The following is a 19,980-nucleotide window of genomic DNA, read 5'->3' as shown; positions in this document are numbered from 1 at the left end:
ATTCTGTACCCAACGTATGATCCGCAAAAATAAAACAAATCCGCATCCGCACCTTTACCGCGTCATCATTCCAGACGCCTTCCGTGATGCATGGGCGCGCCGCTATATTTGGCCGCTGGCCTTATTTGCCGGACTGCTTTACACAGGCGGTATCTACGATGTTCTTTTAACGACGTTCCGTGAAGCCGGACGTACCAGCCTCGGTATTACAACTGGTGGCATACCGCCTGCTCTAACGATTCTCTATCAAGGATTTGCCGCCGCACCAAATGCCGTCGCCGCACTCGGTCTCGTCCAAAGCATCGCTGTCGCGATCGTGATTATTGCTACGATCATCGGACTTTCCGTGATCAGCCAAGGCGCTCTCGCTTTTGGACTTGGCGGATTAATCCGCGGACGCGCTCCGCTCTTTGGTGAAAGCGTCACCGTTGGCGCTCGTTATGCTTGGCGCGTACTCGCCCTCAACATCGTTACACTCTTCTTGGGCTGGCTCGCAAAATTCTTTTTCCTCGTCCCTTACGGCTTATCGCAAACCAATCCTGTAACAGGTCTGGGTGTTCTCGCGGCGCTTGGCGCATTCCTTTATGCCGTATCTGTCGTCGCCTTAGCCGCCATTCATCTTTTTGCACTTAATGCCATCGTTCTTCAGGACGCGCACGTCACCGAGTCATTGCAGCGCGCCTGGCACCTACTTCGTCAGGGCTGGTTGAACGCCTTGGAGATTGGAACGATTCTCTTTCTCATCGGCGCAGGCATTCTCGCCGCCGGAGCCCTCGCCTTTGTCTTGATGGCCTTGCCGATTTTCCTCTTGATGGCCGCCGCCGCTCTCATGAACTCGACCGTCATCGTCTACCTTGGCTTCGTGCTTTTTGTCTCGCTATTCTTCATCACGACATTCATCGCCGGAATGCTTGCGATCACCTTCCAATACGCCGCCTGGCATCGATTGTTTATTCGCCTCGGTGAAGGCGGAGCTCTTCCAAAAATCCATCGCTGGTGGTTATCGCTTTCCCGCTCTGCCCGCGCATAAGCTATGCCTCCAAAAGCCTCTTCCATTGAAGACCTCCTGAAGCAGGCTAAGCCCGCAGGAGGCGCTTCCGCCACTCCAGCTCCAGCCAAACCTGGAGCTGGAGCTGCACCTAAAACTCCCCCAAGCGTTGCCGCCAAACTCGAGGAACGCATGGGCGAGATCAAACAGGGAGAAAAAGAAAAACTTGTTCAAGAAAAGGCCGCTCAGCTCAGTCTCCCCTACATCACGCTCCGCGGCTTCCCGATTGCACCGGAAGCACTTTCGCTGATCACAAAAGATATCGCCGCCACTATGCGCGTGCTGCCTTTTTTTCTTGTCGGCGATGAGGTCCGTCTCGCAACACCAACACCAAGTCCGGAAATCGATAAGCTTGCGGAACGCATCAAAAAAGACCGCAGCGCCAACATCCAGATTTATCTTGTATCGGAAGACAGTTTTGAATACGCCCTCAAACTCTACGACAAGCTCCCTACTCCAAAAGAAGTCATCTACGGCTACCGCATTGAGGAAGCCGACTTGGTAAAATACGAAAAAGAAATTTCCAACTTTACCGATCTCCAAAAGAAAATCGGAGAAGTAAACACGACCGACATCATCACGCTTATCTTTGGTGCAGCGCTCAAGATCGGAACCTCGGACGTTCACGTAGAAGCCGAGGAAGAAGACGTAAAAATCCGTTTCCGTATCGACGGAAAACTGCGCGACGCCGCCAGCCTCCCTCGCGTCGCCTGGAAACAAATCATCGGACGTCTCAAACTTTTGGCCGGCGTTAAAATCAACGTCGAGGATGTTCCGCAAGATGGCCGCATCACCATCTATCTCACCAATGAAAAGATCGATATCCGTGTCAGCTTTTTGCCGACGGCTTTTGGCGAGTCCGTCGTCATGCGTATCTTGCGCCCTAAAGCCATCGCTCTTGAATTCGATAACCTCGGTATCCGCGGCAAAGCTCTCGAAGACTTGGAACGTGAAATCGAGAAGCCAAACGGCATGATCATCACCACCGGTCCGACCGGTTCCGGTAAAACAACCACGCTCTACGCCATCCTCAAAAAACTCAATCAGCCGACAGAAAAAATTATCACGCTTGAAGATCCGATTGAATACAAGCTCCAAGGCATCAACCAAAGCCAAATCGATCACAGCCGCAATTACGACTTCGCCAAAGGCTTGCGCTCGATTCTGCGCCAAGACCCTGACATTGTCATGGTCGGTGAAATCCGCGATGCGGAAACGGCAGAAATCGCAATTCAGGCCGCTCTCACCGGTCACCTCGTCGTCTCAACCATCCACACTAACTCCGCTGCCGGCGCCATTCCGCGCTTTATGTCGATGGGCGTAAAGCCATTCTTGCTTGCGCCTGCCTTGAACGCCGTTATCGGTCAGCGCCTCGTCCGACGCCTGAAGCCCGAGATGTCCCGCCCCGCAAAACTCTCTTCCGCAAAATTGAATCAAGTAAAAAGAATTCTCGGCGCCATTCCAAAAACTCCGGCTACTCTGTCGATTTGGACAAGCTCAACTTTATGGAGCCGGATCCGGACAAAATCACACCTACAGATGATGGCTACAAAGGCCGTGTCGGTATCTATGAAATCTTCACGATGACCAATGAGATTGAAGAAGAAGTCCTGAAAAAAGACGTTTCAGAAGCCCGCATCGCAGAGATGGCAACAGCCGCCGGAATGATCAATATGGCTCAAGATGGCCTCCTCAAAGCCCTGGATGGCCTCACCAGCGTCGATGAAGTCCTCGCCGTCGCAAATAGCGATTCAGAGGTCGCAGAACCAGGAACCGCAGAGGAGACAAAATAATCAAACAACCGACACGCGACGGGCCCCATTATTGGGGTCCGTTTCAATTTTCACGTCAATCGATGGAATCGCGCTCAACAAACTTCCCAGCTTTTCTGCCCACTCAACAGCCAGCACTGTATCCCCTTCCGCCATCTCCTCATCCAATCCAAGCGCATGCGCATCCGACGCCGATTCCAATCGATACGCATCAATATGAATCAATCGCTTGATACCAATACGTTTACTTGCCTGATAGGTACGCATCAAAGAAAACGTCGGGCTACGCGGTACCCCCTTAGCGCCCAGGGTCTTTGCCAAAGCCTGCACCAGCGTTGTTTTACCCGCTCCAAGCGGTCCTGTGAGCCTGATGGCCATCCCAGGCTTCAATTGCTCGGCAATCGCTTGAGCGACCACGTCCCAATCTTCAATGCGCGAGACAATAAACTTCATACATTCCATTCTGGATTTGCATCCATTTTACGCCAATCGTCCTTCTTGCGTCTCCACAAATTCCAAGCGCCAGCCGCCGCAATCATCGCTGCATTGTCTGTAATATACTTCCGATCAGAAGGTAAAAAAGCAACGCCGAGCAAATGCTCAGCCAAACCTTTATCCAAAGATTCGCGCAGTAATTGATTAGCTGATACACCGCCCACCAATAACACGCCCTTCACCTTATATTTCTTCGCTGCTCGTAATGTCTTCTCAATCAATACATCCACAATTGCCTGCTGAAGCGAAGCAGCCAAATCCCTCTTCGCTTGTTCTTGTCGTTCCACGGGTCCCTTCATCCAAGGTTCCCAAGCAATACGCACGGCGGTCTTCAATCCGCTAAAACTAAAATCCAAAGAAGGATCTTTCATCATCGGTCTCGGCAAATCAAAAGCCGTGACATCGCCTTCAAGGGCAAGCTTGGCGATCTGTGGCCCTCCCGGATACGGAAGCCCCATAAGTTTGGCCGTCTTATCAAAAGCCTCCCCCGCCGCATCATCACGCGTCTGCCCGACAATCCGATATTTCCCAAAATCTTTCATTAAAACTAATTCCGTATGCCCTCCGGAGACGATAAGCGCGAGCAACGAAAATTTCCAACGCTTGCGATTCTCGGCATTCAGCCAAGCAGACGCAAGATGTCCCTCCAAATGATTCACACCAACAATCGGCTTACCAGACAGCCAAGCCAAAACACGCGCCGCCTCGATTCCAACGCGCAAAGCCGTCGCAAGCCCTGGCCCGCTCGTCACGGCAATCGCATCAAAAGCCTTCAAGCCTTTCTTTCCTAAAGCCTGTGTTATCAAAGAAACCGTCTCCGGCACATGCGATCTTGCGGCCACTTCCGGCACAACACCGCCATACTTTTGATGAATCGGTACCTGCGAAGAAACAAAATCCTGCTCCACCTCAACCTTGGTTTTGGACGCATACAAAATCGACACAGCCGTCTCATCACAGCTCGTCTCGATTCCCAAGATGCGCAAAGGCTTCATAGACGGTAGAATGGGGCAAATTATGTGGATTGTCTACGGTCTCCTCGCCGCCATCACCGCCGCCCTCATGACGATCACGGGGAAAATCGGCCTAAAAACGGTCGATCCGACGCTCGCGACAGCTATTCGCAGCATGTTCATGTTCCTCTTTATGGTCGCGACCGTGGCTGCATCGGGCAAATTTCAAACAATTTCTAAATTACAAACAAAAGACTGGGGTGTCATCGCTTTAGCCGGCATCTTTGGAGCGGCATCCTGGCTCTTCTATTTTCTTGGCCTCAAAGCAACCAGCGCCTCCAAACTCGCAGCTCTCGACCGTTTGAGCCTGCCCATGATCATCCTCTTCTCTGTCATTTTCTTGGCCGAGAAAATCTCTTGGCAGTTAGTCGTCGGTGGCATCATGGTGACCATCGGCGCAATCCTGGTAGCCCTTGCCTAGAAAAAAACAAGTGAGTACGATCGATGAACGGTTGATTCGTTAATATCTTTTCTTTTATCTATTATGGCCCATTTGCAAGCAGGCGACCGCGTCCCAGACGTCGTCTTTAAAACCCGTGTCCGCGACGAGTCCGTCCCAGGTGAAAACCCATACCGCTGGCAGGACCGCTCAACCGCCGACATCTTTGCCGGCAAAAAGATTGTCCTCTTTTCCTTGCCAGGCGCCTTCACACCAACCTGTTCCTCGGTCCACGCTCCAGGCTACGAAGCGTTCTACGACGACTTCAAAAAGCTCGGCGTCGATGAAGTCATTTGTCTCTCGGTGAACGATGCCTTTGTCATGTTCAAGTGGGCCAAGGATTTGAAGCTGGAAAAAGTCTTCATGCTCCCGGACGGCAACGGCGATTTCACAGAAAAGATGGGCATGCTCGTCAAAAAGAACAACCTCGGCTTTGGAGACCGCTCCTGGCGCTACAGCATGTTTGTCGACGACGGCGTCATCAAACAGCTCTTTGTAGAACCAGGCTTCATGGATGACTGTCCGACCGATCCATTTGAAGTCTCGGATGCGCAGACAATGCTGAACTACCTCAAAGAACAGAACGCCTAAACAGAAAAACAAAACACCCGCCTTACAGCGGGTGTTTTGTTATGCTTGGCATGAATCCTTAAATCGATAGTTAACTTTTTCCAAGGTTACAGAGAGCTGCTTTTTCAACTGCCCTCGGCCATTTCCACCCTTTAGATACTTCTCGCGACGCTCTGCCTCGTATTGTGTCAAATACGCTTCATAATAAATCACTCGTAACGGACGACGATCCTTCGTGGCATCAGCTCGACCCGCACAATGATCTTTCCATCGTTTTCGCAGGTCCTTTGTCGAGCCGACATACAGCATTCGATCAATCTCGCTAAAAAGTACGTAAACATAATGCATACCTTCTAGTCCGTTCCCTATTTTTAGAATTTTGTCAATACAAAAACCAGTCACTGAAGACTGGTTTTTGTTGTCGAGTTCACCTCTTAACCCGTCGGTTGGGCGAAGCTAAGCTTCGTGATCCCATCCGCAGAGTCGAGCTAAGCTCGATGGTAGCCCCAAGGGGAGTCGAACCCCTCTTAACGGCTTGAAAAGCCGCTGTCCTAACCGATAGACGATGGAGCCTTGCGCGGAGTAGATTAGGGCTTTTCTGGGCTAAAGTCAAGCATTCGCGATATCATGGAGCTATGTCGCACCCTTCACACGTCGTAGCACCTTGGAGCCTGACACCAGAAGACGCTTTGAAGGCTCTTGGAAGCTCATCGCAAGGTCTTTCCGATAAAGAGGTCGTCCAACGTCTCGCTGCCGGTAAAAATGTCCTTCCCCGACGTCGCCCTGATACGGCGATTCGTCTTTTCTTACGACAACTCTACAACCCTCTCCTGCTCATTCTTGTTGCCTCCGGCGTCATCACCTTTGCCTTGCAGGAATGGATCGAGACAGCCGTTATCATTATTTCAATCATCGCCAATACGGCTCTTGGCTTTTGGCAGGAATGGAAAGCCCAGCATGTCCTCGATCGACTGGAAAACTATTTACGTACGCAGGCCCGCGTCCGCCGCGATGGGCATGAACATGAAATCGACGCTACCAACCTTGTTCCAGGCGACATCATCATTCTTTCCCAAGGCGATCGCATCCCGGCCGACGCACGCCTCATCGCCTCCCAAGGCTTATCCGTCGATGAAAGCATCCTGACCGGAGAATCCCAAGCCGCAGAAAAAAACGTCGATAAAGTCGCCACAGAAACCTCGCTTGCCGATAGACATAACATGCTTCACGGCGGAACCGTTGCTGTAGAAGGACTGGGAGAAGCCCTCATTACAGCTACCGGCCAACATACGGAATTCGGATCCATCGCCGAGATGACCACGCGTGGACAAGAAGCTCCAACACCGCTTCAACTGGAAGTCTCGCGACTTTCTCGCTGGATTGGCATCGGTGTCATTGTAGCTGTTATTGGATTATTCGCTCTCGGTATTTGGACCGGCCGCGGCTGGCTCGACATGCTCCTCCTTTCCGTCGCTGTCGGCGTTTCAACGGTCCCAGAAGGCATGCCGATCGCTCTCACCGTCATCTTGGCTATCGGCGTAGAACGCTTAGCCGCCCGCCAAGGCGTTGTCCGACGCATGGTCGCCGCTGAAGCCCTGGGATCAACCACTCTCATCCTGACCGACAAAACCGGCACCCTCACCCAAGCCAAGATGTCGCTCGAAGAGCTGTATCCGGAAACCGGCTACGATAATACTTCCCTACTCTCAAACGCCGTCCTCACATCGCAAGTCGTTCTAGAAAACCCAGAAGACAAACCCGCCACCTGGAATCTCGTTGGCCGGCCAATGGAAGTCGCACTCGTCAACGGTGCCGCCAAGTCTTCCGTCCTCCTACCGGAAGTTTTGTCCAAACCCAAAATCATCCAGCGTATCCCTTTTGACTCCAGCTACAAATTCTCGGGCGTTGTCGTAGAACAGGACAAAAAACGCCGCGCTGTCCTTGTTGGCGCACCGGATATTCTCGTTGCTTTGATCGATTGGCCAGATCAAAAGCGCCAAGCGCTAGAAAAACAAATAGCTGATCGTGCAAACGAAGGCGTACGTCTCCTTGGAGTCGTAAGTATGGATCTCGATGGCGGAGACCAGCTCCCCCATCCCACAAAAATCAAAGGCGGCTTTGCCTTTGCCGGTCTCCTCGGCTTCCGCGATCCATTGCGTCCAAGCGTCATCGATGCCATACGCGACATCGGCCAATCCGGTGTCCGCACCCGCATCCTGACGGGCGATCATCCAGGTACCGCCGCTGCTGTTGGACGTGAAATCGGCTTGATTGGTCCGGGAGAAACCGCCGTCCACGGAAAAGATATCGATAGTATGAGCGACATGGATCTGCGTGCCACCCGCATCTTTGCGCGCGTTACTCCGGCCCAAAAACTCCAGCTCGTGGAACGCTATCAATCCATGGGAGAAATCGTGGCGGTCACAGGTGACGGCGTCAACGACGCACCAGCTCTTCGGGCAGCAGATATCGGCGTCGCGATGGGGTCCGGCACTGACGTCTCTAAAGACGCTGCCGATCTTGTTGTTCTTGACGACAACTATGCGACCATTGTCACAGCCATTCATGAAGGCCGCCGCATTGTTGAAAACATCCGCAAAGCCGTCGCTTACGCGCTCACCAATGCCTTTGGTGAATTCATTTTGGTTGTAGGAGCATTTCTCATCGGTCTACCGCTTCCGGTAAACGCCCTTCAAATCTTGTTCATCAATGTGTTTACCGACTCGCTCCCCGCGATTGCCTACGCTTTTGAAAAAAAGGGCGGTGACGGCAAACAACATCACGGCGGAATTCTGACCAAACAAATCCGCTCTCTCGTGATCGCCGGCGGACTCGGCGGCAGTATCATCCTTTTTGTAACGCACCTGATATTCCTGCGTATCACTGATCCGGAAATCGCCCGCACCATGACCTACGCAGCTCTCTCGCTATCAACACTCTTCATGGCTCTCGCTCTTCGTAGTCTCCATAAGCCGATCTGGAAAATGAATCCGTTAGAAAATCCTCCGATGGCTATCGGCGTAGGTCTCGGTATCGCCATGACCATCTTTGGCGTTTATCTCCCGATTGGTAATGAAGCTCTCAGCACGCAACCGTTACCGCTCGTCTGGTTCTTACTAGCTGTCGGTACTGGTATTTTGACCGTTGGTCCACTTGAAATCGCCAAACGATTCCTACCCTCCAAGGATTGACGAAATACTAAAAATCTCTTAGGGTCGCGCCAGGACTTTCATGACAAAGAGAGGTCGGCGACATGCGCTTCCGAAACAACAACCTTCTCCTCCGCATCGGAATGGGCGATGCGTACGGCATGGCTACCGAGTACATCAAGTTTCCGCGCGACAACGACATTCGCGCTCAATGTCTCGCATTCCAGCGCTACATCAAGCATCCGACGCATCAGGATCATCCCGGTCTCTACACCGACGACACCGAGATGTCCGCGGCCAACGCCCGCGTCCTCATCGCGCACGACGCCCCCTACACCAAGCTCCAGTTCGCGGACGCCTACGTGGCCGAGTTCGCTCGCGGCGGCCGGCGTAAGGGCTACTCGCGCGGCTTCCAAGCCCTGCTCGAGGAGATCGACTCCGGCGCAGAACTCTTGGAACGCCTGCGTCCGGATTCCGACAAGAACGGCGCGGCCATGCGTGCAGTACCATTCGGCGTGATTCGTGAGATCGGGCCTCTGCTCGAGATCGCGACCTTGCAGGCCACGATCACGCATGACACGCCCGTCGGACGCTTCAGCGCCCGCGCCGTCGCCCTCATGAGCCACTACGCGCTTTACGAGGACGGACCGCTCAGCAAGATCGGAGTCTACTGCACAAGCCATCTCCCCAGAGAAGATGCGGAATTCCTCAAGATCTTCAACAAGCCCTGGCCCGGCGTTCCCGTCGTGAGCGGTCCCTACGGCTCCATCGGCCTCACCTCCGTGTGGTCGGTCGCGCATCTCGTCTCGCAGGAGCGCTCGCTAAAAGAGATTCTCCTCAAGGCGATCCGCTGGGGCGGCGATGTCGACTCGACGGCGGCCATCTCCTGGGGCATCGCCTCGGCGAGATACCAGGACGAGACGCTCCCCGACTTCTTGGAGCGCGATCTCGAGCGCGGCAACCCGCACACCGGCGCGCCATACCTCATCGATCTCGGTACACGCCTCATGGACAAATATGCCTGATAGAAAAACCCCGCCTCGCATCTGCGAGACGGGGTTTTTTCATTTCCGTTTTGATCTCCACTCTTCAATCTTTTTATGATCACCTGATAGAAGAACCTCCGGCACATCCCAACTTTTCTTTTTATTCAAAGGATATTTATCTGGTCGAGTATATTGCGCATGTTCCAGCTCTCCTTCAATCGTGTGCGATTCACGAGCAAGGGATTCTGCCTTTCCAAGAACTCCCGGACGAAGCCTTGCTACCGCATCCGCCATCACCATCGCCGGCAACTCCCCACCCGTCAGCACATACGGACCAATGGAAAACTCTTCATCGCACAGATGCTCGATGACGCGCTCATCAATCCCTTCATATCGGCCGCACAAAAAAACCAGTTGATTATATTTCGATAATCGAACCGCATCACTCTGTGTGAATGGCCTCCCCTTTGCACTCGTCACAATAACCCGCGTCTTTTTTGAACCCGCCGTCTTCTTCCCATCTTTGGTTCGTAGCTTGAGTGACACGAGCGCTTCATGAAACGGCGCCACCTTCATCAACATTCCAGGCCCTCCGCCAAACGGCTTATCATCGACGGTCTTATGATTGTCATGCGTCCACTTCCGAAGCTGATGCGTATGAATCGACAAAGCCTTAGCCTTTTCCCCGCGCCCTAAAATCGACCCGTGCATATACGGATCAACCATCTCCGGGAAAATCGTCACAATATCGATACGCAGAGGCTTTTTCATAAAAGAAGATTGCCACGTCTCGCCTGAAATCACAAACCAAAACCCCTCTCGGTATGGAGAGGGGTTTTGTGGAAATTAGATTCCGAGATCTGCCAAGTCGTCATCCGAAACCAATCCAGCGTCCCCGTGAACGCGCGGCTTAGGTCGATCGCCTGCCATCGGAGCTCCCATCGATTCTCCCATCATAGCGCCCTTCTTTTCCTGATGCTGACGGCGCATTTCTTCTGGCTCGTAGATCACCATGCTGACGCGGGCATCATCCTTGGCGCCAACGATCTTGAGCAAGATGCGGAGCGCACGGGCCGTCTGACCCTGGCGTCCAATGATATACCCCATATCCTCGGGGTTAACGTGCAGCGTGATTTTCACGCCGCGATCGTCGATTTCACGGGTGGTTTTAACGTCTTCCGGGTGATTCACCAGGGACTTAACACGTATTCGAGAAACTGCTGGTCCTTTTGCATTTCGTCCATATCGGCAAGATAAAATATGAGTTTGCCCGTGAACTGGGCTGGAAAAAGCGTATCATAACCCCCAAACAAGGGCCAATCTTGACCATTTTAAGGCTTTCCTATAAGCTTTTGCCCGTGCTCAGGAGTCCTGTCTGGCGACAGAGATTCCCTATTATCCCAAGTTAAATTTCCTCATGTTAACCATCCGTTTGACCCGTATCGGAAAGAAGAAACAACCTTCCTACCGCTTTATCGTGTCTGAAAAAGCCCGCGACCCGTGGGGTAAAGCCCTCGAGATTCTCGGCACCTACAACCCGCTTACCAATCCAGCCACTCTCAATATTGAGAAGGAGCGCGTGGAGTACTGGATCAGCAAAGGTGCACAGACTTCGGACACGGTCCGCAACCTCTTCATCGACCAGGGTATCCTCAAAGGCGATAAGAAAAAGCTCGCCGGCCTCTCGATCCGCCGCAAGGCAAAGCTCGAGAAAGAAAAGGCAGCAGCCAAATAAAAAAATCCCCCGATTGGGGGATTTTTTTATCAGCTAATTCTTACGGAGCTTTTCCACATCCGCAAAGTCCACAGACAGCAATTGCGAAACCCCATCATCCCCCATCGTTACGCCGTATAGGACGGATGCTTGCATCATCGTCGCGCGGTTATGCGTCACAACAACAAACTGCGTCTTATCGGCAAGTGTTCCAATAATCTCCGCAAACTTGCGTGAGTTACTTTCATCAAGCGCCGCATCCACTTCATCAAGCACCACAAACGGCGATGGATTGGTCGCCATGATCGCACAAATAAGGGCGATGGAAGTCAGCGCACGTTCACCGCCAGACAGAAGCGCAATCGACTTGAAACGTTTCCCAGGCGGCGTGGCTTGAATATCAACACCAGCCACTTCTCCTTCTGCGGGCTCGGAAATAATATTTCCTTCTTCATCTGTCTCCGGCTCAGGCTGCATCTCAACAAGAGATGCTTCACCGCCATTGAACAATTTCTTGAAGTAACTCGAAAACTCGCGATTCAACTTTGTGAACGCTGTCGCACTCCGATCACGAATCGTTGAGTCCAATTCTGCGACAACCAAATCAAGCGCCTGAATTCCCTGTCGCAAATCCTCGATCTGTTTGGATAAAAACTCAAAACGCTCTTTGGTTTCTCCATGATCCTTGATCGTTTCCGGATCAATACCGCCAATCCACTCCAGCTGGGAACGCAGCTTTTGCATGCGTGCAGCCGCGTCAGCCTCCGGCTTATCAGCCTTAACAGCAAGAGCGGCTAATTCTTGTTCAAGCGTCGGCGCATGCAAACGCAGATCCGCGAGCAATCCATCGCGTCGCGTTTCCAAACGCGCGAGTTCAATCGATACATCGCCAGCTCTCCGCTCCGAACTCTGGGCTTCTGCACGTTTTTGAGAAAGCTCATGCTGCGTCTTAAAAATATGCGAACGCTTTTCATCTTCTCCGCGATTCCAAGACTCAAGCTCGGCATTGGCTTTCATTGTCTGCTCGGCCAAATCCGCATAAGCCTTGGCGATTTCTTTCAATTCCTTCTCAACCTCAGGATCCATCTCTGACTTACTCTGCTCCGGCTCCGGTGCTGGACGCTGTAATTTGCCGGCCAAATCAACACTCGTAAGACGCAACGATTCCGCCAACTTTTTGGCTTTGGCGATATCAGGACTCGCTTTACCAAGCTCATTCACCAAATCTTCATGCGCTTCTCGCAAGCTCTCAATCGCCTCAATGATCTTCGATAATGGAAGCGGCGCCCATGGCTTCTCCGCGCGCACGGCAGCAACAGCCTTCTGCGTCTCCAATTTCAATTCACGTTCACGCAAAGCCGCCTTCTCGGCTGCCACCGCATCCAGCTTGGCGCGCAGCTCTTTAAAACCATCTCCGCGCGGCGTCGCCTTTTCCATCTCGGATAATTCCGCTTCAAGTTTATTGGCAACTTCAACCAGCTTTGCCTGCTCAACACGCGCTTGCTCAAGCTTGGATGTTGCCGCTTTGATTCCGCCATCGATCTGATGCCACTCGGAACCGTAATAAGCTCGTTCAAGACTCTGTAACTCAGCCTGCAGCGTATCGCGTTCTGCGAGGCGCTTGATCTGACGTTCCAATGTCGCAAGCCGCGGACCAATCTCATTCAAAAGCGATTCCGTCTGCCCTAAATTCTTTTTACTCTCATCGATCTTATTCAAAGCGCTCTGTCGCTTGAGCTGGAATGGTTTTAAACCAAAAGCTTCATCAAAAAATTCCTTGCGCTCCGTCGGACTTGCGACCAGTACATGGTCGATCATACCCTGACCGATAACGGAATATGTGCGCTGGCCGATTCCTGCTTGCGCAAGCAAAAGTGCCACGTCCTGCAAACGCGCGCTCTGTCGATTCACTTCATATTCCGACTGACCATCGCGATACAAACGGCGTGTGACCGCAATTTCTCCCACATCAAGTCCGGTGCGGTCCTCGCCCTCATTCTCAAGCACCATGGTCGCCTCGGCAAAACCGCTGCGGCTGCGTTTATCGGAACCAGAAAAAATCACATCTTCCGATTTCTTGCCGCGCAGCAGCTTCAAGCTCTGCTCGCCCATAACCCAACGGATAGCATCAGCGGCATTGGATTTACCCGAGCCATTTGGCCCGACAATCGCCGTAACACCTCGACGACCGGAAGCGACGGGCTTGAACTCAAGAACCGTCTTCTGGGCAAAGGTCTTGAATCCTTGGATTTCCAGCCGTTTCAAATACATAGATGAGCAGGTGTCAGGGGTCAGTTTACAGTGGTCAGTAGCCCTTGTCCAAACCCCAAATCTCCCCTAACCTGACCACTGACCACTGAAACCTGCTATTATATGTCACTCCGCGTAGAAGCTGGATTTGAACACCTAAAAGACGCCTTTGCCCGAGTCTTGGCAGAGGATGTTGAGTTTCCATTGGGAATGATGGTGACGGTGCTCTCGGCTAAAATCACCGCCAGCACCGGCCACGCCAAATTTGTCATGTCCGTATTTCCGGAAAACATGAAAGACGAGGCCATCCGCACCCTTGAGGACTACGACCATGAAATCAAAGACGGCCTGGCCAAGCGTCTTCGCCTCCGCCGCATGCCGCGCATCCACTATGCGTTTGATGAAACCGAGGCACATGCAGCCGTGATCGAAAACGAACTACTTGAACTGCGTAAGAAGGGAGAAGTCTAGAAGCTTGACAATTCGTCAAAAAACCTTTAGGTTGGCCTATTACCTATGAATGGCCTGCCCTTCAAGGAACTCTTTGACGCCGTGGCTAAAAGCCAACGAATTTTAGTCGTGGGCGATGGAAAACCCGACGGCGATTCCCTCGGCTCAAGCTCGGCTTTCTATCTCTGGCTCCAGCGTGAAGGTAAACAAACGGCCCTCTTTTGCGTTGCCCCGATCCCAAAAAACTTCCGCTTCCTCGACGGCATTCACGATCAAACCAATGATCCGAGTGTCTTTGATCAGCCCTGGGACATCGTCATCACTTTTGATACGGGCAGCTTAAAACACTGCGGCATTCTCGAACTCATCCCCCGCATCCCAACCAAGCCCCTGATCGTCGATATCGACCATCACGCCACCAATGAACTCTTTGGCGCTATTAACTTGGTCGATACCAAAGCCAGCTCTACCTGTGAGATGGTCTACCGCTTTTTTGAAGCCAACAACGTCATCCTCGACGATCGAATGGCCACCTCCCTGCTCACCGGTCTCTGTACGGATACTTCACACTTTTCCAACAGCGCCACGAACTCAAAAGCGATGGAAGCAGCCAGCACCTGTTTTGCATCCGGCGCGCGTCACATGGATATTCTAAAAAATCTCGTACGCAACAAAAGCGTCGCTTCACTCAAAATTTGGGGCAAAGCCCTCGAGCGTCTCCGCCACGTTCCGGAATACGACATGGCAATCACCTGGTTCAAAGCCGATGATTTGGAAGTCCCAGGCAGCGATGAAGCCGTAGAAGGCGTTTCCAATTTTCTCAGCTCCGCCTGCTCCGGCGCCGACACCATGCTCGTCCTACGCGAGAAAAGCGATGGCCTAATCAAAGGCTCCATGCGCAGCATGAAACGAGATATCTCACGCCTAGCCCAACAGCTCGGCGGCGGTGGCCACAAGCGCGCTTCCGGTTTTGCCGTCAAAGGAAAAATCAAAGTCATCGACGGAATACCCCGCATTATCGCCAGTTAATCGATCTAGCACTCTATCCACTTGACTGCTAAATCCTGTCTGATAACCTTACTGCCATGAAGAACTATCTCATCCCAACGGTTATTGAAAAAACTCCTCAAGGAGAACGCGCCTACGACATTTACTCGCGCCTCTTGAAGGACCGCATCATCATGCTCGGCACAGAAATTAACGATGATGTTGCAAACATCATCGTCGCCCAGCTTCTCTTTTTGGAAAGCCAGGACAAGGAAAAAGACATTAAGCTCTACATCAACTCTCCTGGCGGCTCGGTCACAGCCGGCCTCGCCATCTACGACACGATGCAGTTGATCAAGCCCGATGTCTCAACCATCTGTATCGGCATGGCCGCCTCGATGGGCGCCGTCCTCCTCGCCGGCGGCGCAAAAGGAAAGCGATTCGTTCTTCCAAACTCGGAAGTCATGATCCACCAGGTGCTCGGCGGATTCCAAGGCCAAGCAACAGACATCAAGATCCACGCAGAACGCATTTTGCAAACCAAATCCAACCTGAACAAGATTCTCGCCAAGCACACAGGCCAAAATCTAAAGAAGGTCGAGGAAGACACGGAACGCGACAACTTCATGGAAGCATCAGCTGCCGTGAAATACGGACTGGTCGACAAGATCATCTCGTAACAAAAAAGATCCCCACGAGGGGATCTTTTTTGTTACTACCATTGAAGCGGCTCAGGCGTAGGGGCGGGTGCTGACACTGGTTCCGGAGGAGCCTCTCGAAGCAAGTCAGCCTCTACATGTACTCGGAAGTGCCCATTTGGAAGCTGCTGCATTTCACCGATGTGTACATTAGACAAATAACTATGCTCGAGATATGTGTTAACCGAGAGCTGGTCGACACGGGCTCCTTCTCTCGCTTGGTACAGTTCCCGAACATGGCCTTCTTCCGCCCCAGCTCTTCCCACCTCTTCCATCACCAAAGCAAGCGCCTGATCAGCGGTTTCCGCTTCATAATCCTCGATGAGATGACGCCCCGTAGCCTCTAAACGCCGAGAAGCCGCAGGAGAGACATCAAAGACGCGGAATCCAAGATGATTAACCGCGGAACTCTGGGCTCGGTCACCTTCTCTCAACGTACGATAAACTGAACCTCTCACGGAGGAAATCTCAATAACATGTCCTTCCAAACCGCGTAACGCCTGCGTGTCACCAAGATGCACCTCCTCCTGGGGTTCTCGCCGTCTAAAGTTAACCGTGTCAATTTGCTCCTCGACCGAGCCCTCGTACACCATACGGCGGTTTACATCCGCTTCAAGCAAATCATCAGTCGAACGAAGCATCTGCATCGCTTGCGTCCATTCTTGATTAAGCTCCGCCATAGAAACAGAACGCCAGTCAAAGTCCATATGAAACTCACCCTCTCGAGGATGCTGCTGCGCTTCTGCTGCATTAGCAGCGCCTACAACAGCCATCATCCCAGCAAACAAGCCGCCCCACTTGGAACGCTTCAAAAGATTTGTTTTTTGCTCGGTAAGCTTAGAAGCTCGCTTTTCAACTCTCGCCTCAGGTTTTCCAGAAAATGGATTTTCTTTGGACATATTATTAATAAGTATCGCTCATCAGTATAACTCGAGCAAGACAATAGCGTCTCGTAAATAAAAACACCCCGCAGTATTGCGAGGTGTTTTTATTTATAAATTCTACGAAGCTCAGTTCCCGTGTAGAAGTGGCTCAAAATTTGATCGTATGTCTTCCCCCACTTGGCATCCATCTGCAATGCACCCGTAGCCGACATACCGACTCCATGACCCCACAATGTCTTTCCGACATCATCCGGCACGGGCACCGACACGAGCCACGGATAATTCGACTGACCGTACCAAACTTCACCCCAAGAACGTGTACGACCGTCAGAACGTGAGAAATACGGCGTAAGAGCTAACTTCCCTTGGTACGTAACGATCTGACCACGCGTGGCATCAACAGCCGCGACAATCGTCGGACTACGAGCTTCCTGACCATATCCACGATACACCTGGTCATACGTCGCATCGACGATAAAGAACTTAGACGCATGCTTAGTCTGACGCTGAACGTGATACATCGCATACGTTCGAGCTGCCGTAAGCAAAGCGCGCTGATACTGCATCGGACTCACATTGGACGTTTCCGCGATCCCCTTCAAATACCATTCGATCGGCAACTCATTAATCACCCAAGCCTGGCTCACGGTCGGCGACCAGCGCAATTCCAAATGCGCACGGAACGTATTGTCGTTAGCACCGGGTAGCCAAGCGACAGGACGGCTAAAATCGCTCATTTCCATCGGAGAGATTCCATCCTGTGCCTTCACCACGTAGTAGGTCGATGACTGAGCAACCGGACAATCGCCAGCGATACGATAAAGAGAAGCGCCACGATCATAGGAAACAATAACAGAGGCGTTCACGGGGAGAGTACAGACAACCGACGTACCATTACGCACCTCAAGCGGCGCGTACTTGGCACGAATCGTCATCTTGTCGTCCGTCGTCGCAAAGATACCGACGCGCATCAAAGGCTCATTTGGCAAACTATTGACATCGCCATTCAAAGGCTGCGGATTCAAACTCGGAATCGCATTCGGCGTCGGCTGAGAAGGTGCGGGCGTCGGCGTCTTTACGGTCGGAATCGGTTTGGCAGGAACCGGCTCAGGCTCGATATAACCGTCTGCCGTCACGGTAATCGGAATATCGATAATACCGCCGTCAATCGGCTGATTATCGGCATACATCTGAAAACTCGCCTTATACTCACCCTTCTTAGCCGGTGCTTTAATCGTAAACGTAAGCAAACCAAGCTCACCTGGCTTTGTTGCCCCCTCAACTTTTACAGGCGTCGATCCCTCGCGCCAAGAATCATCACGAACACTCGCGTACTTGGCAGTTGCTGTTGTCGCAGCCGTGACCCCGCGCACCTGCAAACTCCGATTCCCCCAAGCTTTGGTACCCGTGTTCTTGAAACCAACCGTTAATTGTGTGCGTCCATTTCCAGAAGCAGACACGCTCTGCGTTGAACGCAGCATCAGCAAAGCGCTGTAACCGGCATTCTTGGCAGCATCCGAAGCAGAAATAGAATTCGGAGGGGCCGTGATATTTCGTGCGATATACGAACCATTGGTCGGCACTTTAATATTCAAAAAGATTCTGCTATCCGCCATCCAAGCTACTTTCTCCGCAGCAAGTAAAAATTCCTCGCGATAATCCCCCGGCGTCTTGGCGCGCAGCTCGACCTTAAAACGCCCGATTGCACCCGGTTTCACCTCCGGCTCAACCATCTTAGCAGCACGTGCACCCGACCAGCTCGCATCTTGGAACGAGCTCGTTCGTTCTTTACTACCGCTTGCTCCCCCTTCAACGGCATAGAGGGAAACAAAAGCATCTCCATCGCGCTTCCAAGTCTCCGTACCTGTATTCTTGTAGGCGATTTCCGCAATAACATTTTGATCAAGCTCAATCTGCCAGCTTGAAGCTACACCGGAAACATACTGCGCCGCATATTTTGTCGAACCCGTCTGCATGCCAGTCGATACCGGAGCCGGAGCTGATGTCGTTACCGAGGTAGCTACGGAGGACGACGCAGGCACGGACACCGCAGAATTGGTGGAGTTAACCGTGATGTTAAATCGACCGTTGCTCAATCGCACCAAACCTTCAACCACTACGACAAACTCCGCGGTATATGAACCGAGTTTAGACGGCGCAACGATAGGAAAACGATACGTCGTCGTTTCTCCCGGCTTAACCTGTTCAACGGGCAAGCGAGCTGGACGCGTAGGAGCATCCCATCCGCTCGTATAAAAGACGCTGCCTACTTCCTGTTTCTTGATAGGATCGTAAGAATAGATGGAAACAAAGTTTGTCCCCGTGCGAGTCCAGGTGGCGCTACCGGTATTTTTCACCTCAATCGTCACCTCTCCGCGCGCACCAGGCGCAAGACTCTTGGGCGCATTGATGGAAACAATAGAAATATTATAAGAGGAACGAGAAACAGCAGCCTGCGCCAAAAGCGGCCACGGCGTGGCAATGATCATGGCAAGTAAAAGTGGGAAGGCGCGTTTCATATTTGTATTTTTTCCGTCTGCTTCCTCCTTGATGCTTACTATAATATCATTTTTTGCAGCTTCTTTCAATGGCGTTTTTATCGATTGAACACGATTCGGATACAGGAAAACAAAATCTCCCTTTACTCAGGGAGATTTTGTTTTGAACACGAATTGTACCTATTATTTTGCGCCAATAATTATCAACAGGTCCGCGCTCGTTCTTCCCTCCCCTTCTGCTGCCGTAACCACCGTTCCACCAGTTGAAGCAATCAGCTTCTCAAGCGTCTTTGGAATCGCCTTGCCGGTAGCATTATAGATAATCGTGGCAGGATACGCTTTATTCTTGGCATCGGCGGGAGCAAGCGTCTGAAATCCTTCCGCTTTCAATTTATCGTTCAATACACGGGCAGCTCCAGGCGTCGCCGATCCATTGCGGACCTCGATGGTAACGCTTGGCTCCTCTGCTGCTGTTGCTGCGGCAACTCGTGCATCAGGCGGCGTATTCTGCGTTGTCGTATCAGGAGTCACGTTAATCGGCATAACGACCAACAATCGATCCTTGGTAGCCGAGTAAACAACGACTTTATCCGACCACACCAAGAGCTTGTCTCCATTCTGGGCGTCTCGATAAAGTGTCGGATTCTGAGGACGCAGAACTGAGATATCCTGAACCGTCGCAACGGTTGGCATTTCATCAGAATCCGCCACGACGAGCTCACGGACTCGTTCAATAATATTTGCGACTTCCTTTGGATCAACTCCATCACGAACCTCGATATTCGACATGTCGCTACCCGACTTGCCGTTCATGGCTGCACTCACAAAATAAGCACCGCCACCAATCACAAGCACAAGAGCAATAACAATGGGAATAACGCGAGAGTATCCAGATCCATTAGATGGAGCCGGTGTCATCGGAGCTGTTTCCAAAGCGATTGGAGCTTGAGAAGCCTTGGCTCTGGACGATGGAGTTTTTACCGCGGAAGTACGCTTGATCATAGGTTAGGAAGAGTATATCACGTGA

Annotated in this window: 20 protein-coding genes and 1 tRNA gene; 11 read left to right on the top strand and 10 right to left on the bottom strand. The window is 52.1% G+C overall.

Going from position 1 to position 19,980, the window contains the following annotated elements:
• Positions 1-16: 16 nt before the first annotated feature.
• Genes IPH19_03935 through IPH19_03925 form a run of 3 tightly spaced genes read left to right on the top strand, consistent with a single transcriptional unit; the run spans position 17 to position 2,841 of the window.
• A complete protein-coding gene (locus tag IPH19_03935; GenBank protein QQR60533.1) occupies positions 17-1,030 on the top strand; it encodes a hypothetical protein in 1,014 nt (337 codons plus the stop codon).
• A 3-nt stretch (positions 1,031-1,033) separates the two neighbouring features.
• Positions 1,034-2,635: a type II/IV secretion system protein gene (locus IPH19_03930; protein ID QQR60532.1), complete on the top strand. Its 1,602-nt coding sequence runs from the start codon at positions 1,034-1,036 to the stop codon at positions 2,633-2,635.
• Positions 2,632-2,841, top strand: coding sequence for a hypothetical protein (locus IPH19_03925; GenBank protein ID QQR60531.1), 210 nt, complete (start codon positions 2,632-2,634; stop codon positions 2,839-2,841). Before IPH19_03930 ends, IPH19_03925 begins: the two co-directional genes overlap by 4 nt.
• Here the strand turns inward: IPH19_03925 and tsaE are convergent, their stop codons facing one another.
• On the bottom strand, positions 2,842-3,273 hold the full coding sequence (gene tsaE / locus IPH19_03920) for a tRNA (adenosine(37)-N6)-threonylcarbamoyltransferase complex ATPase subunit type 1 TsaE (GenBank protein QQR60530.1): 432 nt from the start codon (positions 3,271-3,273) through the stop codon (positions 2,842-2,844).
• Positions 3,270-4,310: a tRNA (adenosine(37)-N6)-threonylcarbamoyltransferase complex transferase subunit TsaD gene (gene tsaD, locus IPH19_03915; GenBank protein ID QQR60529.1), complete on the bottom strand. Its 1,041-nt coding sequence runs from the start codon at positions 4,308-4,310 to the stop codon at positions 3,270-3,272. Before tsaD ends, tsaE begins: the two co-directional genes overlap by 4 nt.
• Before the next feature lie 10 nt (positions 4,311-4,320).
• Between tsaD and IPH19_03910 the strand changes: the two genes are divergently transcribed.
• Both IPH19_03910 and IPH19_03905 read left to right on the top strand, forming a co-directional pair.
• The gene (locus IPH19_03910) at positions 4,321-4,749 is read left to right on the top strand and encodes an EamA family transporter (protein QQR60528.1); all 429 of its coding nucleotides are present in this window, start codon (positions 4,321-4,323) and stop codon (positions 4,747-4,749) included.
• A gap of 63 nt (positions 4,750-4,812) precedes the next feature.
• Positions 4,813-5,358, top strand: coding sequence for a peroxiredoxin (locus IPH19_03905; GenBank protein ID QQR60527.1), 546 nt, complete (start codon positions 4,813-4,815; stop codon positions 5,356-5,358).
• 39 nt (positions 5,359-5,397) lie between these two features.
• On the opposite strand, the gene IPH19_03900 is transcribed toward IPH19_03905, so the two are convergent.
• Together IPH19_03900 and IPH19_03895 are read right to left on the bottom strand one after the other, a co-directional pair.
• Positions 5,398-5,685 carry a GIY-YIG nuclease family protein gene (locus IPH19_03900; GenBank protein QQR60526.1) on the bottom strand — a complete coding sequence of 96 codons (288 nt, stop codon included), beginning with the start codon at positions 5,683-5,685 and terminating at the stop codon, positions 5,398-5,400.
• Between the two features lie 150 nt (positions 5,686-5,835).
• Positions 5,836-5,910: transfer RNA gene (locus IPH19_03895), tRNA-Glu, on the bottom strand.
• 62 nt (positions 5,911-5,972) lie between these two features.
• On the opposite strand from IPH19_03895, the gene IPH19_03890 reads away from it, so the two are divergent.
• Positions 5,973-8,528, top strand: a complete 2,556-nt coding sequence (locus tag IPH19_03890; GenBank protein ID QQR60525.1) for a cation-transporting P-type ATPase — start codon at positions 5,973-5,975, stop codon at positions 8,526-8,528.
• Between the two features lie 62 nt (positions 8,529-8,590).
• Positions 8,591-9,511, top strand: a complete 921-nt coding sequence (locus IPH19_03885) for an ADP-ribosylglycohydrolase family protein (protein ID QQR60524.1) — start codon at positions 8,591-8,593, stop codon at positions 9,509-9,511.
• A 39-nt stretch (positions 9,512-9,550) separates the two neighbouring features.
• On the opposite strand, the gene trmD is transcribed toward IPH19_03885, so the two are convergent.
• Both trmD and IPH19_03875 read right to left on the bottom strand, forming a co-directional pair.
• Positions 9,551-10,243, bottom strand: coding sequence for a tRNA (guanosine(37)-N1)-methyltransferase TrmD (gene trmD, locus IPH19_03880; protein QQR60523.1), 693 nt, complete (start codon positions 10,241-10,243; stop codon positions 9,551-9,553).
• Positions 10,244-10,318: 75 nt separating this feature from the next.
• A complete protein-coding gene (locus IPH19_03875) occupies positions 10,319-10,681 on the bottom strand; it encodes a KH domain-containing protein (GenBank protein QQR61363.1) in 363 nt (120 codons plus the stop codon).
• 208 nt (positions 10,682-10,889) lie between these two features.
• Here IPH19_03875 and rpsP point away from each other — a divergent pair, with 208 nt between their 5' ends.
• On the top strand, positions 10,890-11,207 hold the full coding sequence (gene rpsP / locus IPH19_03870; protein ID QQR60522.1) for a 30S ribosomal protein S16: 318 nt from the start codon (positions 10,890-10,892) through the stop codon (positions 11,205-11,207).
• A gap of 33 nt (positions 11,208-11,240) precedes the next feature.
• Here rpsP and IPH19_03865 read toward each other — a convergent pair whose 3' ends face one another.
• Positions 11,241-13,457: an AAA family ATPase gene (locus IPH19_03865; GenBank protein QQR60521.1), complete on the bottom strand. Its 2,217-nt coding sequence runs from the start codon at positions 13,455-13,457 to the stop codon at positions 11,241-11,243.
• A 102-nt stretch (positions 13,458-13,559) separates the two neighbouring features.
• Between IPH19_03865 and IPH19_03860 the strand changes: the two genes are divergently transcribed.
• Genes IPH19_03860 through clpP form a run of 3 tightly spaced genes read left to right on the top strand, consistent with a single transcriptional unit; the run spans position 13,560 to position 15,553 of the window.
• Positions 13,560-13,907: a ribosome-binding factor A gene (locus IPH19_03860; GenBank protein ID QQR60520.1), complete on the top strand. Its 348-nt coding sequence runs from the start codon at positions 13,560-13,562 to the stop codon at positions 13,905-13,907.
• A gap of 45 nt (positions 13,908-13,952) precedes the next feature.
• Entirely contained in the window at positions 13,953-14,915 is a 963-nt protein-coding gene (locus IPH19_03855; protein ID QQR60519.1) for a bifunctional oligoribonuclease/PAP phosphatase NrnA, read from the top strand.
• A gap of 56 nt (positions 14,916-14,971) precedes the next feature.
• Entirely contained in the window at positions 14,972-15,553 is a 582-nt protein-coding gene (gene clpP, locus IPH19_03850; GenBank protein ID QQR60518.1) for an ATP-dependent Clp endopeptidase proteolytic subunit ClpP, read from the top strand.
• A 35-nt stretch (positions 15,554-15,588) separates the two neighbouring features.
• Here the strand turns inward: clpP and IPH19_03845 are convergent, their stop codons facing one another.
• From IPH19_03845 to IPH19_03835, 3 genes are all read right to left on the bottom strand, one after another.
• Complete coding sequence (locus IPH19_03845; protein QQR60517.1) at positions 15,589-16,470, bottom strand: hypothetical protein; 882 nt, start codon at positions 16,468-16,470, stop codon at positions 15,589-15,591.
• A gap of 89 nt (positions 16,471-16,559) precedes the next feature.
• Positions 16,560-18,974, bottom strand: coding sequence for a hypothetical protein (locus IPH19_03840; protein QQR60516.1), 2,415 nt, complete (start codon positions 18,972-18,974; stop codon positions 16,560-16,562).
• Positions 18,975-19,136: 162 nt separating this feature from the next.
• Positions 19,137-19,955, bottom strand: a complete 819-nt coding sequence (locus IPH19_03835) for a LytR C-terminal domain-containing protein (GenBank protein ID QQR60515.1) — start codon at positions 19,953-19,955, stop codon at positions 19,137-19,139.
• Positions 19,956-19,980 lie beyond the last annotated feature (25 nt).

The sequence above is a fragment of the Candidatus Uhrbacteria bacterium genome, from assembly GCA_016699205.1.
Taxonomy (GTDB): domain Bacteria; phylum Patescibacteriota; class Patescibacteriia; order 2-12-FULL-60-25; family 2-12-FULL-60-25; genus CAIXDN01.
This window is presented reverse-complemented; position numbering and strand designations above follow the sequence as displayed.